Source organism: Lysobacter gummosus (assembly GCF_001442805.1).
Lineage (GTDB): Bacteria > Pseudomonadota > Gammaproteobacteria > Xanthomonadales > Xanthomonadaceae > Lysobacter > Lysobacter gummosus.
In genome coordinates this window covers 5,537,870-5,553,349 of the sequence record NZ_CP011131.1, presented here as the reverse complement: position 1 = coordinate 5,553,349, position 15,480 = coordinate 5,537,870, and the positions used below count along the sequence as shown (strand labels likewise).

The following is a 15,480-nucleotide window of genomic DNA, read 5'->3' as shown; positions in this document are numbered from 1 at the left end:
GCGCATGTTCAAGAACGCCCTATCCCGCCACGCATGGCTGTTTTGGATCGTTGCCTGGCTGGTCCTCGGGGCCGGCCTGGGGCTGCGCGATCCGTGGCCGGCCGATGAGCCGCGTTTCGCCCTGGTCGCCAAGCAGATGGTCGAGACCGGGCAATGGCTGTTCCCGCACCGCGGGGTCGAGCTGTACTCGGACAAGCCGCCGTTGTTCATGTGGACCGAGGCGGTGGCGTATCTGTTCACCCGCAACTGGCGCGTGGCCTTCCTGCTGCCGTCGCTGTTCGCCGCGCTGGGCACGCTGTGGTGCGTGGTCGATCTGGGCCGGCGCCTGTGGACGCCGCGGGTCGGCTACTACGCCGGCTGGGCGCTGCTGCTGACCCTGCACTTCGCCTATCAGTCGAAGAAGGCGCAGATCGATCCGTCGGTGGTGTTCTGGATCACCTTCGCCAATTACGGGCTGCTGCGGCATCTGCTGACCGGGCCGGCGTGGCGCTGGTGGGCGCTGGGCTGGTTCGCCGCCGGCATCGGCGTGATCACCAAGGGCGTGGGCGCGATCGCGCTGCTGATGCTGGTGCCGGTGGCGCTGGCGGCGCTGCTGCGGCCGCTGCAGGCGCGCATGGCCGCCGACGGCCTGGGGGCGCGCGCGCTGGCCTGGGTGCGCATGCCGGTGCGCGCCGGGATCGGCAATCCGCGTTTCTGGCTGGGGCCGGTGGCGTTCCTGGTGGCGATTTCGCTGTGGCTGGCGCCGATGGTGCTGGTGGCCACGCACAGCGCCGACCCGAGCTATCAGGCGTATCTCAACGACATCCTGTTCCGCCAGACCGCCGGGCGCTACGCCAAATCCTGGGATCATCCGCAGCCGGTCTGGTACCACATCGGGGTGATGTTCTCGATGTGGCTGCCGCTGATGCTGGCGTTGCCGTGGGCGCTGTGCGCCTGGGGCCGGCGCCTGGGCCGGCTGGACGCGCGCTACCTGCTGCCGCTGAGCTGGTGGGTGCTGGTGATCGTGTTCTTCTCGATCCCGCACGGTAAGCGCGACGTCTACATCCTGCCGGCGCTGCCGATGGCCTGCCTGATGTTCGCGCCGCTGTTGCCGGGCATCCTGCGCCGGGCCTGGCCGCGCCGCATCGCGCTGGGCTTCGCGCTGATGCTGACGGTGGTCATGCTCGGCGCCGGCCTGTCGATGTGGTTTGGCGATCCCAAGTTCGAAGGCCGCCTGCTCGATGGGCGCGGCTTCACCGATGGCGGCCGCGCGCTGGAAGCGGCGCTGATCGCGATCGGCGCCTGGGGCGCGGCCAGCCTGCTGTGGTTCGGCCGCCGCCGGCCGATCCACGTGCTGGCTTCCACGCTGTGCGGGGTGTGGGTGTTGTACGGCCTGCTGATCACGCCGGTGCTCAACGATTCCTCGTCCGCGCGCGGAGTGATGACGCTGACCGCGCAGCGCATCGGGCCCGACGCCGAGCTCGGCCTGGTCGCCTGGAAAGAGCAGAACCTGCTCATGAGCCAGTCCAAGACCACCAACTTCGGTTTCCGCATGGGTTGGGCCAGGCAGCTCGAACTCGGCCTGGCCTGGCAGAAGCAGGCGCCGCAGCGGCGCTGGCTGTTCGTGCAGGAGCCGGCTCTGCCGGCGTGCGTGGACCGCCTGCGCGCGGAGATGATCGGCGTGTCCAATCGCCGGATCTGGTGGCTGGTGCCGTACGAAGCACGACAGACCTGTCCGGCCGCGCCGGCGCTCGTGCCGAACGACGATGATCATCAGTACGATGACGCGGACTGATCGGTGACCGAATCCCAAGCAGCGATGTCCGCGTCCGGCCGCGCCCAGGGCGCCGCGGTCGCGTTCGGCGAACCCTCGCGGCGCCAGCGCTGGTCGCGGCGCACGCTGGAGATCGGCCTGTTCTGCCTGCCGGCGCTGCTGATCTCCACGCCGTGGGGGCTGGGGCCGTTCGCGGCCCTGGCGATCGTGGCGTTCGCGCTGTCGCCGGGGTTGATCGTGCAGGGCTGGCGCGAAGTCGGGCGCGAGTTGCGCTGGCTGATCGCGATGGCCGCGGTCGCCGCGGCGGTGGTGCTGTATTCGAAACTGCATTTCGACGTGCGCTGGCGCGAGGCCGACAACCGTTTGCGCCTGCTCACGCTGCCGTTCTTCGCGCTGATGATCTATGCCTACCGGCCCTCGCGGCGCTGGCTATGGGCCGGCGCGCTGGTCGGACTGGCCGGCGCGTTCGGTGTGGCCCTGTTCCAGGTCGGCACGGGTCTGGATCGCGCGCTGGGCTGGACCGCCAATGCGATCGTGTTCGCCGATGCCTTGATCGCGTTGATCGTGGTGGCGGTGTTCACCCGTCCGTCCGGCGAGCTGCTGTGGACCACGCTGGCCTGCGCGCTCGGCGTCGCCGCGGTGGCGCTCAGCGGCAGCCGCGGGGTGTGGCCGGGGCTGGCGATCGTATTGGTGGTGGGCCTGATCGTCAGCGGCGGGCGCGCGCGCAAGCTGTCGTGGACGGTGCTGGCGGTGCTGGCGCTGGGACTGACGATCAGCTGGTGGGTCGGCGGGCCGGTGGCGCAGCAGATGCGCATGCAGGAACTGGTTTCCGACGTGGACCGGGTCAAGCGCGGCAACGACCACGAATCCTCGCTCGGCGCGCGCATGACCTTGCTGGAACTGGCGCGCGATACCTTCGTCGAGCATCCGCTGACCGGCGTGGGCATCGGCAGTTTCGAGAAAGTGGTGCTGGCCACGCCGCAATGCGCGCCGCCGGCGCCGCGGATCGGTTTCTGCAAACTCGGCCACGCCCACAGCGACGCCTTCGAATGGGCCGCGACCATGGGCCTGCCGGGCTTGATCGCGATCTTCGGCATCTATCTGATCCCGCTGTCGCTGTTCGTCCGGCGCCTGCGCGCGCAGGCGGTCGGGCGTTCGCGCAGCACCGCGCTGGCGGGGTTGGTGCTGGTGCTGGTCTACATCGCCTGCGGCCTGACCCAGTCGATGTTCGCCCATCAACTGATCGCATCGTTCTACGCGGTGATGGTGGGCGTGATGTACGGATTCGCCTTGCGCGAATCGCGCGAGAACGCGGCCTGGCGAACCTGAGCGCCGCGTTTATTCCGGCGTCGTATCGTTCTCGCGCCTGGGCGTGGTCACCGGCTGCCCGTGCTGCAGCATCCACAGCATGATGGTCTTCTGCCGCACGTAGTTGGCGCGCACATAGGCATAGATCAGGCCGTGCCAGCCGTCGAGAAAGCCGCCGCGCAGCACGTAGCCGCGCCAGAACCGCCACGCCGGCGCCAGCACCAGTTTCGCCAGCGTGGCGCGCTTGCCGCGCGCGTGATCGTGCTCGGCCATCATCCGCGCGTAGCGCTCGGTCTTGGCCAGTTGTTGTTCAAGGGAGCGATACGGGTAGTGGATCAGATCGCCGCCCAGGGTGACGACCGCGCCGTCGACGCTGGCGGCCTCGTGCACTTCGCGCTTGCCGCGCCAGCCGCCGTGGCGGCGGTCGAACAGGCGCAGCACCCGGTCGGGATAGGCGTTGCCGTGGCGCAGAAAGCGGCCGAAGTAATCCGACAATCGCGCGAAACGGTAGCCGGCCGCATCGGCGAAGCCGCGATCGCGCGCGGCCAGGATCGACGCGCGCAGCGCATCGCTGACGCGTTCGTCGGCGTCCAGGCACAGCACCCAGTCGTGCGCGGCCTGTTCGATCGCGTACTGCTTCTGGCTGCGAAAGCCGTCGAAGCGCCGCTGCAGCACGTGCGCGCCGGCGGCATGGGCGATGGCGACGGTGGCGTCGGAGGAATTGGAATCCACCACCACGATCTCGTCGCAGAACGCCAGCGAACTCAGGCAGTCGCCGATCCGGTCGGCCTCGTTGAAGGCGATGATGCAGGCCGACACGCGCATGCGCGCGGGCTCGTTGGCGTCCATGGCGGGGCGGGGCGTGTCGATGGCGGCGATCCGGCGGGGCGGGGGCAGTGCCTGGCAAGAATAGCGCCCGGCTTGGGGGAGGGGGAGTGAGAGGAGTGAGTGGAGAGGAGTGAGGAGTGAGTAAAAGCAAAGCTCGGCGCCCCGGCCTTTACTCACTCCTCACTCCTCTCCACTCATTCCTACGCCCTTCTACCCGATAATCCCCGCGCTTCCCCAACCCGGCCCGCCCATGTCCGACTACCTGCTTTTCGCGACCGAACGCTACGCGCTGCCGATCCTGCAGCCGCTGGCGCAGGCGCTGCACGCGGCCGGACACGTCGCTCACGCCTGGTTCGCCGATGGCGCCGCGGCCTCGCAGCTGGCCGCGCCGGTGCGCATGCTCGAACCGGGCCAGGCCGGCCTGCGCGCCGCGGTGGCGCTGAAGCCGCGCGCGGTGTTCAGCGCCGCCAACTGGGTGCCGCCGTTCGTGGCCGGGGCCAAGGTGCAGTTGTTCCATGGCTTCAACGTCGAAAAACGCGAGGACGCGCGCGGCCACTTCCGCGTGCGCGGCCTGTTCGATCTGTACTGCACGCAAGGCCCGGCCACCACCGCGCCGTTCCGCGCCCTGGCCGCGCAGGCCGGGCACTTCGCCGTGGTCGAAACCGGTTGGCCCAAGCTCGATCCCCTGTTCCGCGACGACGACGGCGGCTCGGCGCGCTGGCGCCGGCTGGCCGGGCGCCGGCCGGTGGTGCTGTTCGCTTCGACCTTCACCGAGCGGCTGAGCGCGGCGCCGCATCTGTTCGAGGCGATCCAGGCCCAGGTCGCCGAAGGCGAGCGCTACTGGCTGCTGACCCTGCATCCCAAGTGCGCGCCGGAGTTGTTCGATCGTTATCGTTCATTGGCCGGGCCGAACGCGACCTTCGTGGAAACCGAAGACCTGATCGCGGCGCAGCGCGCGGCCGATGTGCTGGTGGCCGACACCACCTCGGTGGTGTCCGAGTTCGTGGTCCAGCGCAAACCGGTGGTGACCTTCCGCAATCGCGCGCCCAAGCCGCACATGCTCGATTTCGACGATCCGGCCCGGCTCGGCGAACAGCTCGAACACGCCTTCATGCCGAGCCCGGAACTGCAGGCGGCGATCGATGCCTACGCCGACGCCATCCATCCGTATCGCGACGGGCGCTCATCGGAGCGGGTGATCGCGGCGACCGAGGACTTGCTTGCCGGCAAGCTCGGCGCCTTGCGCGCCAAGCCGTTGTCGTCGTGGCTGCGCGCGCTGCAGATCCGGCGCGAGCTGGGCTATTGGGGACGCGGCGGCTGAGCGCGGCGCGGCGCCGCCGTCACCAGCGCAGCGGCCGCTTCGCCAGCGACGCCGACAATCGTTCGTAGATCCGCCGCGCTTCGTGTTCCGGCAGGAAACGGATGCGCAACGCCGGGCCCATCGCGGTGGCGCCGGCGGTGTCCAGCCACAAGGTCGCGGTGCCGCAGCGCAGGTCGATCGGCGAACGGGTGATCTGCAAGGCCTGCAGCTTGTCGAGTTCGGCGAAGCGCCAGTAGCGATGCCACCAGCCTTCGCGCACCGCGATCAGTTCACCGTTGAGCGCGTAGCCGATCCGGCGCGCGCGCCGCTGCGCCTTGAACGCCGCCCACGGCAGCCACAGCAAGGCGAGCAGGCACCAGCCGCCGACCTGCCAGTACAGCGCGAAGGTCGCCAGCAAGGTCCACGGCACGTCGGGCAGGAACATCCGCCACCACACCGCTTTCGGCAGCGGCTGCCAATGCAGCGCGTCCCAGCCCGCGCGCGGCAGCAGGTGGTCGACCAGCGCGGTGCAGGCGGCGGGCGTGGCGATCGGCGCCAGCTCCTTGAGCGCGCGGCCTTCCTCATGCCCGTCCGCGCCGACCGTGTCCACCGCCAGCCGGCGGCGTTTGACCAGCCGGTGCAGCAGGCCTTCCTCCAGCATCCAGGCCTGGATGCGCCGGCGCGGCACGGTGGTGCGCCAGCGTCCGAGCAGGCCGCGCTCGGCGGTGAGCTGGCGGCCTTGTTCGCTGAGTTCGAAACCGTAGTAACGCAGCAGCGCCAGGGTCACCGACAGCAGCTTCAGCGCGGCGGCGACGAAGGCGATCGCGCCCGCGGCCAGCAGCACGTAGCCGAGCGCGTCGAGTTGATAACCGCCAAGCTGGCCGAGCAGCCAGTTGGCGCCGCGGCGCAGCGCGCGTTCGGGAATGCGGCCGTTGACGTCGGGCAGCATCTGCATCGCCGCGGCCAGGCCGGCGCCGGCCAGCACCAGACCGCCGTTGGAGACCAGTCCCAGCCGCAGCACTTCCAGCGGCGACAGCCGCAGCAGGGTGTCCACGCGTTCTTCCGCCGCTTCGGCCGGGCTGTCGCCGCGCCGGCGCACCAGCGTTTCCAGCGCCATCGCGTCGGCCAGTTTTAGCACGCGCATCTGCGCTTCGTGTTCCTTGCTGCCAGCCGATTCCAATCGCACTTCGGCCACGCCGAACAACCGGTGCAGCACGGTCTGGTGCACGGCGACGTTCTGGATGCGCACGAACGGAATCACCCGCAGGTTGCGGGTGAACAAACCGCTGCGCACCACCAGCCCGCTGGCGCCGACGCCGTAGCGATAAGTCGCATACCGCCACAGCGCGGCCAGCACCAGCAGCGCCACGCCGACCAGCGACCACAGCTCGTTGCGGTCGCCGCGGCCGACGAACACCAGCACCAGCAAGGGCACGATGTATTGCTTGAGGTGCTGGATCAGCACGAACAACCACGACATCGGATGCAGGCGGCGGTCGGCGACCGGTTCGGCCCCGGGCCGGTTCGCGTGCGTGCCCGCGGCGGCGGCCGGCGGGCGATGCGGATCGGCGGACGGGCGATCGAACTCGGACGCGCTCATCAGGCCTCGTCGTCCTCGTGATCGAGCTGGCGGCCCAGGCGTTCGCGCAGGCGCTGGGCATCGTCGGCGTCGAGATGATCGATCGCCACCGCGCTGTGGCGGGTGCCGGCGGTGTGCACCACCAGCGTCGCCAGCCCGCGCATGCGTTGCAGCGGGCCGTGCTTGAGGTCCAGATGCTGCACGCGCGCCAGCGGCACCAGCGTTTCGCGCCGCCAGGCCACGCCGCGGCGCACCGCGAAGCCGTGTTCGTCCAGGCGCCACAAGGTGTTGCGATAGCGGCGGAAGCCGATCCACATGCCGACGCCGGCGCCGAACAACGCGCCGGTGAGGCCGCTGGCCAGGGCGACGAACTTGCCGATCACCAGCACGCCCAACACGGTGCCGGCGATGCCGGCTACCAGCGCCAGCGCCAGGCTGATGTCGATCGTGCACAGCGGGATCGCGCGCGCGGGCAGGCGTTGCCAGTCGCTGTTGGGTGTCGCCGCGGCGGCCGGTGCGGCATCGCGCGGTTCGCGCTCAGGTGCGTCCTGATCGCGCGACGGCTGCGTGTGCGGCCCGGCGCTGTCCGCGGTTTCGTCGGCATCGTCGCGAGGCGATGCGGTGGCGTCCGCCGTGGCCGGCGCGGGTGCTGCGTGGGTGTCGTCGCGTTGCGGCGGAACAGGTGTCATCGCTCGACCGTGAAAGAGGTTTCCTGCTCAGTGTAGTCGCGTCTTTGCTGATAAAGGCTCAGGCGTTCGTGGATGCGTTCGCGATCGCGCGCGTCGATGTCCGGCTCCAGCCGCTTGATCGCAAGCTGCTGGAAACGCACGGCCTGGGCGAAGTTTCCGTTGGCGGCGTAGACGGCGGCGACCGTGTCCAGGTTGCCGCTGCTGAGCTTGGCGCGCTGCTTGATCATCGGCTGGGCCAGCGCCAGGGCTTGCTTGGGATCGCGCTGACTCGGCTCGGCGCAGGTCGCCAGCACCCAGACCCGGTCGTTGCGGGCGAACTCCAGCCCGGCCTCTTCGGCCTTGCGCCGCCAGTCGGCGGATTCGGTGCAGTTGCGCGCCAGTCCGGCCGCGCCGTCCTGCAGCAACTGCGCATAGATCGTCATGGACCACACGTCGCCGGCGTCGGCGCCGCTGCGGATGTACGGCAGCGCGCGCCGCAGCGTCGTCGCCGGCACGCTCGAAAACGATTGCTCCGGACCGGTGTCGAGCATGGTCTGGGCCAGGACCACCGAGGCATCGACATGGCCGGCATCGCTGGCGCGCTGCATCATCGCCAGGCCGCGTTCCTTGTCCGGCGCGATCTTGCGCTCGGTATCACCGGAGTACAGCGCATGGCCGTAGATGAACTGCGCCAGCGGCTCGCCGTCCTCGGCCTTGCGCGCGAGCGCGGCCAGCACCGTCTCGCGGATAGCGGCGTAGTCGGGCCACTGGCCGTCCAGGCGGCCGCGCGCGGCGGCATCGTCGCGCAAGGGCTGTTTCAGCGTGTCCAGCGGCGCAGCGGTGTACTGCGCGCCGAACGAGGTGCCGAGCAGGAACTGCATCATCCCGGTCTCGCCGCCGGCCTGTTCGGACAGCACGTTCATCAGCTCGGACAACTGCTCGGCGTTGCGTTCCGGGCGGACTTTCCAGCGCCCGTCCTCGCGCACGAACTCCGGGCCGAAGGCGTAGCGCTTGTTGGTCTGCGGCTTGATTTCGCCGAGCGCGCGGTCGGCGCCGATGATCGCCACGTGGCTCAGCATCGGATAGGTGCCGCCGCTGGGCGACAGCGCCATCGGTGCATCGCACAGGCTCAGGCCGACGCATTCGCGGTAGGTGCGGCGGCCGTCCCAGGCCGCCAGCGCGTCGGCGCCGTGGCGCGCGCGCAGGCCGTAAACGGTGAGGCGGTCGGCGGCGGGCAGGCGCTGCAATTGTTCGGGCGAGGCGTACAGCGCGGCATCGCGCAGGAAGGCGTAGTGGCGCACGGTCGATTCGGCGATCGCGTCGGCGGCGGCCGGGTCATGGCGCTCCATCTGGCCGGTGTAGCGGGTCCAGGTTCCGGCGACCGCGTTGACCGCGGCCTGTTCCTCGGCCGAGGCGGTGGCGCCGACCGATTCGGCGGCCGCGGCGGGCGGCGAGGGCAGGCCCAGCAGGGCCGCGGACAGGCCGGCGGCGAGCAGAAAGGGACGGATCAGTCGTGCGGAAGTGGGCCGGTGCGATCGCATGTGCATCCTTGTCGAAGCCGGCGGGCGCCCTATCCGCTCCGATAAGGATTGTCTTCGCCGTTGCCGGAAGGACGCAGCGTATAGCGTTTGTAGGTCCACTGGTATTGCGCCGGATCACGCCGCGCGATGCGCTCGACCGTGGCGTTGAGCACGTCGCAGGCGCGCTGCGGATCGGCATCGGCGATGCCCGCGGGCGCGGCCTCGATGCGCAGCGCGAAGCCGGGATTGTCCGTGTGGGTGTCGATGCGTTCGCAGTAGGCGAACAGCACTGTCGCGCCGGTGCGTTCGGCGAGGCGGCCGAGCAGGGTCATGGTCAGCGCCGGTACGCCGAAGAACGGCGCGAACTCGCCGTCGCCGGCCTTGGGCTGCTGGTCGGGGAGGATGCCGACCACGCCGCCGGCGCTCAGCCGCTTCCACAACTGGCGCACTGCGGCACCTTCGGCGCGTACCTGGGTCACGCGTTGTGCGTCGGTATCGGCGCGGACCAGATTCAGGAAGGCCTCGCCGACCGCCGACTCCGGCGGCCGGTACAGGATCGCCAGCGGCGTGCGCCAGGCCAGCCACTGATTCAGCAGTTCCCAGTTGCCGTAGTGCGGCGCGGCCACGATCAGGCCCTTGCCCGAGGACAGGGCCGCGTCGAACAGCTCGGTCCCGTGTTGCTCGCGCAGCAGGCGCAGATTTTCCGCATGCGGCCGGGTCCACAGGCGCAGGGTTTCCACCGCCTGCCGGGCAGTGGTGCGCATGATCGCGCGCTGCCACTGCTCGCGTTCGGCCGCCAGCAGCTCGGGATAGGCCAGCGCCAGATTGACCCGGACCACCCGGCTTTCGCGCGCGTCGCGGCGCTGCCACAGGGCGGCGATGGCATCCCCCAGCCGCATCTGCCAGGACCAGGGCAGGCGGCCGATCAGTCCGGCGAAAAAGTACAGCAGGCGGGCGGCGAATCGGGTCATGCCGCGAGTGTAGCCGCTGCGGTTTGCGCGCCCGCGCCGCCGCTTGAACCGGTTCGCTGACGGTAGAGCGCAGAAGCCGGCGCGATGCAGGCTTTACAATGATGTTCCCAGACACATCGCGATCGCCGCCGCATGCTCAGCCTCATCCAGCGCGTGACCCAGGCCCGCGTGGTGGTCGAGGGCGAAACCGTCGGCGCGATCGGCCCGGGCCTGCTGGCCCTGGTCGGGGTTGAACCGGGCGACGGCGAGCCCCAGATCACGCGCATGGCCGAACGGCTGCTCGGATACCGTGTATTTGCCGATGAGGCCGGACGCATGAACTGGGCCCTGGCCGATACCGGCGGGGGGCTGTTGCTGGTCAGCCAGTTCACCCTGGCCGCCGACACCAGCAGCGGGATGCGTCCGGGCTTCAGCACGGCCGCCGCCCCGGGGCTGGCTGAACCGATATTCAACCGTTTAGTCGAAACCTGCCGGCAACGTCACCCCGCGGGGGTGGAAACCGGCCGGTTCGGCGCCCATATGGTCGTCAGCCTGGTCAACGACGGCCCGGTCACCTTTCTCCTCCGGTCCTGATCCGACCGCTGCCCCGCCGCGTAGTCCCGGCCGGGCCGCCCGGACCTGATATACTGGAGCGTTCCCTACCCTCAATAGCGCGGTGGCGCAGCCCATGGCCAACGAACGTCAGCCCCCTCCGTCCGATATCAAGCTCCTGATCAGCAAGGGCCTGGAGCAGGGCTATTTGACCTATGCCGAGGTCAACGATCACCTGCCCGACGATCTCGTCGATGCGGAGCAGATCGAAGACATCATCGGCATGATCAACGGCATGGGCATCGAGGTGCACGAAGTTGCCCCCGATGCCGAAACGCTGCTGCTCGCCGACGGCAATACCGGTAACCGCGAAGTCGATGACACCGCCGCTGAAGAAGCGGCGGCGGCATTGACCGCACTCGACGGCGAAGGCGGCCGAACCACCGACCCGGTGCGCATGTACATGCGCGAAATGGGCACGGTGGAGCTGCTGACCCGCGAAGGCGAAATCGCCATCGCCAAGCGCATCGAAGAAGGCCTCAACCAGGTCCAGGCTTCGCTCGCGCTGTTCCCGTCCACCATCCAGCTGATCCTGGAAGACTACGAAACCCACAAGGCCGGCAAGAAGCGCCTGGCCGAGATCGTGGTCGGCTTCAACGATCACCTCGATGAAGAACCCGAACCGCCGGCGCCGCCGGTGGTGGTGGCCGACGTCGATGCCGACGCGGACGACGACGAAGAAGTCGAAGCCGCCGGCGACGACGCCGATGCGGAAGAAACCACCTCGGGCCCGGACCCGGTCGAAGTGGCTTCGCGCATGGAAACCATCGCCGACCTGCACGGCAAGTTCCTCAAGGCCGGCGCCAAGAACGGTGCCGGGCACAAGACCGTCACCAAGCTGCGCGAAGACATCGCCGCGGTGTTCGTCACCCTGAAGCTGCCGCTCGCCCTGACCGACAGCCTGGTGCGCAACCTGCGCGAAGTGGTCGGCTCGATCAAGGACCACGAGCGCAAGATCCTGGATCTGGCGACCCGCGTCGCCAAGATGCCGCGCAAGGACTTCATCCGCGCCTGGGAAGGCAACCAGACCAATCTGGAATGGGTGGACGAGCTGCTCAAGCGCAAGCAGAAGTGGTCCTCGGGCCTGCGCGACGTCAAGGATCAGATCATCGCCGAACAGCAGGCGACGATCGAAATCGAACAAGCCTCGCTGCTGACCTTGAACGATATCAAGGAAATCAGCCGCGCGATGGCCTACGGCGAAGCCAAGGCGCGCAAGGCCAAGAAGGAAATGGTCGAGGCCAACCTGCGCCTGGTGATCTCGATCGCGAAGAAGTACACCAACCGCGGCCTGCAGTTCCTCGACCTCATCCAGGAAGGCAACATCGGCCTGATGAAGGCGGTGGACAAGTTCGAATTCCGTCGCGGCTTCAAGTTCTCCACCTACGCCACCTGGTGGATCCGTCAGGCCATCACCCGTTCGATCGCCGATCAGGCCCGCACCATCCGTATCCCGGTGCACATGATCGAGACGATCAACAAGCTCAACCGCATCTCGCGCCAGATGCTCCAGCAGTACGGCCGCGAGGCCACGCCGGAAGAGCTTGCGAAAGAAATGGACATGCCCGAGGACAAGATCCGCAAGGTCATGAAGATCGCCAAGGAGCCCATCTCGATGGAAACTCCGATCGGCGACGACGAAGACTCGCACCTGGGCGACTTCATCGAGGACACCAACGTGGAGTCCCCGGTCGAAGCCACCACCAACATCAACCTCTCCGAGACGGTCCGCGACGTGCTCGCCGGCCTGACCCCGCGCGAGGCCAAGGTGTTGCGCATGCGTTTCGGCATCGACATGAATACCGACCACACCCTTGAGGAAGTCGGCAAGCAGTTCGACGTGACCCGCGAGCGTATCCGCCAGATCGAAGCCAAGGCGCTGCGCAAGCTGCGTCATCCGAGCCGCTCGGAACAACTGCGCAGCTTCCTCGATATCGATTGATCTCGACGACTGCGTGAGTAGCAAGCAACAGGCCCCGTTCGCGGGGCCTGTTGCGTTTTGGGGCGCGCATTCAAAGCCGTGGCTGGCGGTGGTATCGTCCGGTCGCGGCCGCGTCGCCGCCAGACGGACACGGCGTCATGGACGAAGGTATCTATACCCGCGCGGTGGCTCCCACCGCCAGCTTCCGCGATCCGGCGCTCGATCCGCAGCGGCCGTGGTTCAACCTCGGAACGATCATCGTCGCCACGGTGCTTGCGACCTCGGTCGCCGGTTTGCTCATGATCGCGCTGAACTACGCGGCTCATGGCAGAAAACGGCTGTCTTGGGTGTTACGGATTGCAGTGTTCGCGCTGGTCGCGCCAGCCGTCGTTGTGCTCAGTTATGCGCTGCTGCTGTTGAGCTACAACCACGACAGCAGGTTCGCATGGATGGACATGACGATATCGACGCTGATCCAGGCGATGGTCGTCGGCGCCCTGGCTTATTGTTTGCAGGGCAAGGAATTGAATGCCCGTTATCGCGCCAAGTTGCCGATGCGTTCGTGGTTAGTAAGCGCGGGCTTGATCGCTGGAGTTTGGGTAACGCTGGTGTTGTGGCTGGTGCTGTTTGCCCTTGGTTCGCATGTCATTACAGGTAGGTGAAGTGACGGTGCGTCGGTGTGGCATTGCTGAAGGTTTTGGCACGCACAATCGGGACGATCTGTCACGCACGAAGGCAACGTCCGGCCGCCGGGCGGTTAGTCGGGATACCAATATCTATCTCGCGTAATCACGCGAGGACTATCAGGAGAGCAAGGAATGGACTCAAACAACCCCTACGAAGCCCCCGCCGCCGCCGTGGTGGACGCGGTCGCCGATACCGGCCGCCCCTTGTTCCGTACCAGCGGAATCTACGTCGCGACCTTCCTGGGGTCGGCGCTCGCCGGCGGCTGGGTGCTGGCGATGAATCACGCCGCGCTGGGCCAGTTCGATCTGGCGCGCAAGGTGCGCTGGGCTGGGCTGGCGGGCATGGTCGTGGTGGTGGCGCTGTCGATGCTGCTGCCCGAGCAGGTGCCCGGCATCGTCTATCTGATCCCGCAGATGCTCGCGGTCGGTTACTGGATGAAGCACACCCAGGGCGACACGATCGCCGCGCGGGTCTCGGCTGGATTGCCGATGCGTTCCAACTGGGTCGCCGCCGGTGTCGGCGTGCTGGTCGCGCTGGTGCTGTTGGCGGCGCTGCTGGGCTTGGTCGCCATCGCCATCTACGGATTCGGTTTCGAAATGAGCTGAGCCGGGTCGCTCGCGGGCTGCGCGAGCGATCTGCTGTGTCGAGTCGTACCGCTGCGTCGAAGGTGTTGCGTCGAAGGCGTCCAGTCGGAGCAGGTGCTGCATCGGCCGGTTTCGTTCTGCCGGGACGGGTATGCTCGGTGAAGGCAAGCGGCGGCGTGCTTCCCGCGCGCCAATCGCGCTGTGGCCACGCGCATACGCGACCCTCGCGCTCGATAGATGACGGAGATGGCGAATGGATGGACCCAGTCCCTATCGGGCGCCGGACGGCAAAGACGGCGCGACCGCGCACAACCGGCCCTTGTTCGGCCTGATCGCCATCGCCGTGGCCAGCGTGATCGGCAGCGTATTGGCCGGCGTCTGGCTGATGTCGATGAACTACGTTGCGCTGGGCCGGCGCGGCACGGCCTGGGTGCTGCGGCTGGTGATCGTGCCGGTGCTGGCGTTCGCCGCCATCAGCGCGCTCGGCTACGTGTTCAACGCGCAGGGCGCGCAGCGCATCACCGTGGTGTTGAGCTATCTGGTGCTGCTGCCGGCGGCGGCCTGCCTGTTCGCCGATTGGGCGCAAGGCGGCGCGATCCGCGCGCAGGCGGCCGCGGGCGTGCCGGCGCGGTCGCTGTGGCACGCGGTGCTGGTCGCGTTGGCGTTCGTGCTGTTCGCGGTCATGTTTCCGTTGATCCTGATGTTGACGTTCACCGTGATCGGCTTGGTCGAATCTTCGGCGTGAGCCGGTCGCTTTTCATGCATCCGCCGGTCGAAGCGAATGGCTGCGCCGATCGCGTCGTCGGATAATGTCGCGTCCGTATCGGGAGACGATGCAGTGAGCGACATCGATCCGTATCGCCCGCCCGCCGCGAATATCCAGCGGCCAGATGCCGCCGACGAAGAGCGCGGCATGTTCGGCCTGCCCGCGATCGCTCTGGCCAGCGTCGTGGGCAGCGTCTTCGCCGGCACCGTCGTGATCGCCTTGAACTACGCCGCGCAGAAGCAGCGCGGCACCGCGTGGGCGGTGGCCTTGTTGATCGGTCCCGTGTTGACGACAGCGATGCTGACCGCGTTGTTGATCGGCTCGCGCATCCTGCATATCGCGCCGGTGCCGTTATGGCTGGGTGCGTGGCTGGCGCAACCGCTGCTGATGACGGCGCTGGCGGCGTTGCTGCAAGGCAAAGCGATCCAACAACGCATGCGCGCCGGCCGGCCGATGGCCTCGAACGTACTCGCCCTGGTCATCGCCGTGGCGCTGTTGCCGGTGCTCGCGCTATTGGTCGCGCCGGTCAGCGCGCTGTTGATGGGCGCGATCTGGGCCGGCGTGACCTCGATGCGCTGATCGATGCGGGCCGCGAGACCGCCGCAGCGATCCCGCAGTCCGGCTCCGCGCCGAACGACTCAGCCGTAGAAGAACTGCTCGTGCACGATCTTGCCGCCTCGCACCTGATACACCGCGACTTCGGCCATGGGCATGCGGCCCATGCTCTTGTAGGTCGCATCGATGCTCATCGCGAGGCTGAACCAGTTGCCGCCGACGACCGGATCGCTGCACCAGCTGCCGTGCACTTCGATCACGTCGTCCTGGAACGCGCGGCCTTTGGCCAGGATCGCCTCGCGCCCTTTGACATTGCCCAGGGGGCCGTCTTCGTGACCGGGTGCCTCGACGCTGGAGGCGTCTTCCGCGTAAAGCTCGCGGGTGATCTGTTCGTGCTTGCCTTCGCGACACAAGGCGACGTAACGATCGGCGATCTGTTGAATGTCCAT

General features: G+C 68.3%; 15 protein-coding genes. 9 read left to right on the top strand and 6 right to left on the bottom strand.

Annotation, left to right across the window (positions count from 1 at the left end; genetic code table 11):
- Positions 1-4: 4 nt before the first annotated feature.
- Positions 5-1,774: an ArnT family glycosyltransferase gene (locus tag LG3211_RS22555; RefSeq protein ID WP_057944800.1), complete on the top strand. Its 1,770-nt coding sequence runs from the start codon at positions 5-7 to the stop codon at positions 1,772-1,774.
- Positions 1,775-1,777: 3 nt separating this feature from the next.
- Complete coding sequence (locus tag LG3211_RS22550; protein ID WP_148649105.1) at positions 1,778-3,082, top strand: O-antigen ligase family protein; 1,305 nt, start codon at positions 1,778-1,780, stop codon at positions 3,080-3,082.
- 9 nt (positions 3,083-3,091) lie between these two features.
- On the opposite strand, the gene LG3211_RS22545 is transcribed toward LG3211_RS22550, so the two are convergent.
- The gene (locus LG3211_RS22545; RefSeq protein WP_057944798.1) at positions 3,092-3,910 is read right to left on the bottom strand and encodes a glycosyltransferase family 2 protein; all 819 of its coding nucleotides are present in this window, start codon (positions 3,908-3,910) and stop codon (positions 3,092-3,094) included.
- Positions 3,911-4,139: 229 nt separating this feature from the next.
- On the opposite strand from LG3211_RS22545, the gene LG3211_RS22540 reads away from it, so the two are divergent.
- Complete coding sequence (locus LG3211_RS22540; protein ID WP_057944797.1) at positions 4,140-5,210, top strand: CDP-glycerol glycerophosphotransferase family protein; 1,071 nt, start codon at positions 4,140-4,142, stop codon at positions 5,208-5,210.
- Between the two features lie 19 nt (positions 5,211-5,229).
- Here the strand turns inward: LG3211_RS22540 and LG3211_RS22535 are convergent, their stop codons facing one another.
- The 4 genes from LG3211_RS22535 to LG3211_RS22520 form a co-directional block, all read right to left on the bottom strand.
- Positions 5,230-6,669, bottom strand: a complete 1,440-nt coding sequence (locus tag LG3211_RS22535; RefSeq protein WP_057945682.1) for a PH domain-containing protein — start codon at positions 6,667-6,669, stop codon at positions 5,230-5,232.
- Between the two features lie 119 nt (positions 6,670-6,788).
- Complete coding sequence (locus LG3211_RS22530; RefSeq protein ID WP_083512771.1) at positions 6,789-7,457, bottom strand: PH domain-containing protein; 669 nt, start codon at positions 7,455-7,457, stop codon at positions 6,789-6,791.
- Positions 7,454-8,977, bottom strand: coding sequence for a tetratricopeptide repeat protein (locus LG3211_RS22525; protein WP_057944796.1), 1,524 nt, complete (start codon positions 8,975-8,977; stop codon positions 7,454-7,456). Before LG3211_RS22525 ends, LG3211_RS22530 begins: the two co-directional genes overlap by 4 nt.
- Positions 8,978-9,006: 29 nt before the next feature.
- Positions 9,007-9,927 (bottom strand): lauroyl acyltransferase, encoded by a 921-nt coding sequence (locus LG3211_RS22520; protein WP_057944795.1) that lies wholly within the window; start codon positions 9,925-9,927, stop codon positions 9,007-9,009.
- A gap of 132 nt (positions 9,928-10,059) precedes the next feature.
- On the opposite strand from LG3211_RS22520, the gene dtd reads away from it, so the two are divergent.
- The 6 genes from dtd (at position 10,060) to LG3211_RS22490 (ending at position 15,055) form a co-directional block, all read left to right on the top strand.
- Positions 10,060-10,500 carry a D-aminoacyl-tRNA deacylase gene (dtd, locus tag LG3211_RS22515; RefSeq protein WP_057944794.1) on the top strand — a complete coding sequence of 147 codons (441 nt, stop codon included), beginning with the start codon at positions 10,060-10,062 and terminating at the stop codon, positions 10,498-10,500.
- A 94-nt stretch (positions 10,501-10,594) separates the two neighbouring features.
- A complete protein-coding gene (rpoD, locus tag LG3211_RS22510; protein ID WP_057944793.1) occupies positions 10,595-12,460 on the top strand; it encodes an RNA polymerase sigma factor RpoD in 1,866 nt (621 codons plus the stop codon).
- Positions 12,461-12,597: 137 nt separating this feature from the next.
- Positions 12,598-13,101, top strand: a complete 504-nt coding sequence (locus LG3211_RS22505; protein ID WP_057944792.1) for a hypothetical protein — start codon at positions 12,598-12,600, stop codon at positions 13,099-13,101.
- Between the two features lie 156 nt (positions 13,102-13,257).
- Positions 13,258-13,731 carry a hypothetical protein gene (locus LG3211_RS22500; protein WP_057944791.1) on the top strand — a complete coding sequence of 158 codons (474 nt, stop codon included), beginning with the start codon at positions 13,258-13,260 and terminating at the stop codon, positions 13,729-13,731.
- 232 nt (positions 13,732-13,963) lie between these two features.
- Positions 13,964-14,455 (top strand): hypothetical protein, encoded by a 492-nt coding sequence (locus tag LG3211_RS22495; RefSeq protein ID WP_057944790.1) that lies wholly within the window; start codon positions 13,964-13,966, stop codon positions 14,453-14,455.
- Positions 14,456-14,548: 93 nt separating this feature from the next.
- A complete protein-coding gene (locus LG3211_RS22490; protein ID WP_148649104.1) occupies positions 14,549-15,055 on the top strand; it encodes a hypothetical protein in 507 nt (168 codons plus the stop codon).
- A 59-nt stretch (positions 15,056-15,114) separates the two neighbouring features.
- Here the strand turns inward: LG3211_RS22490 and LG3211_RS22485 are convergent, their stop codons facing one another.
- Positions 15,115-15,480 carry a nuclear transport factor 2 family protein gene (locus tag LG3211_RS22485; RefSeq protein ID WP_057944788.1) on the bottom strand — a complete coding sequence of 122 codons (366 nt, stop codon included), beginning with the start codon at positions 15,478-15,480 and terminating at the stop codon, positions 15,115-15,117.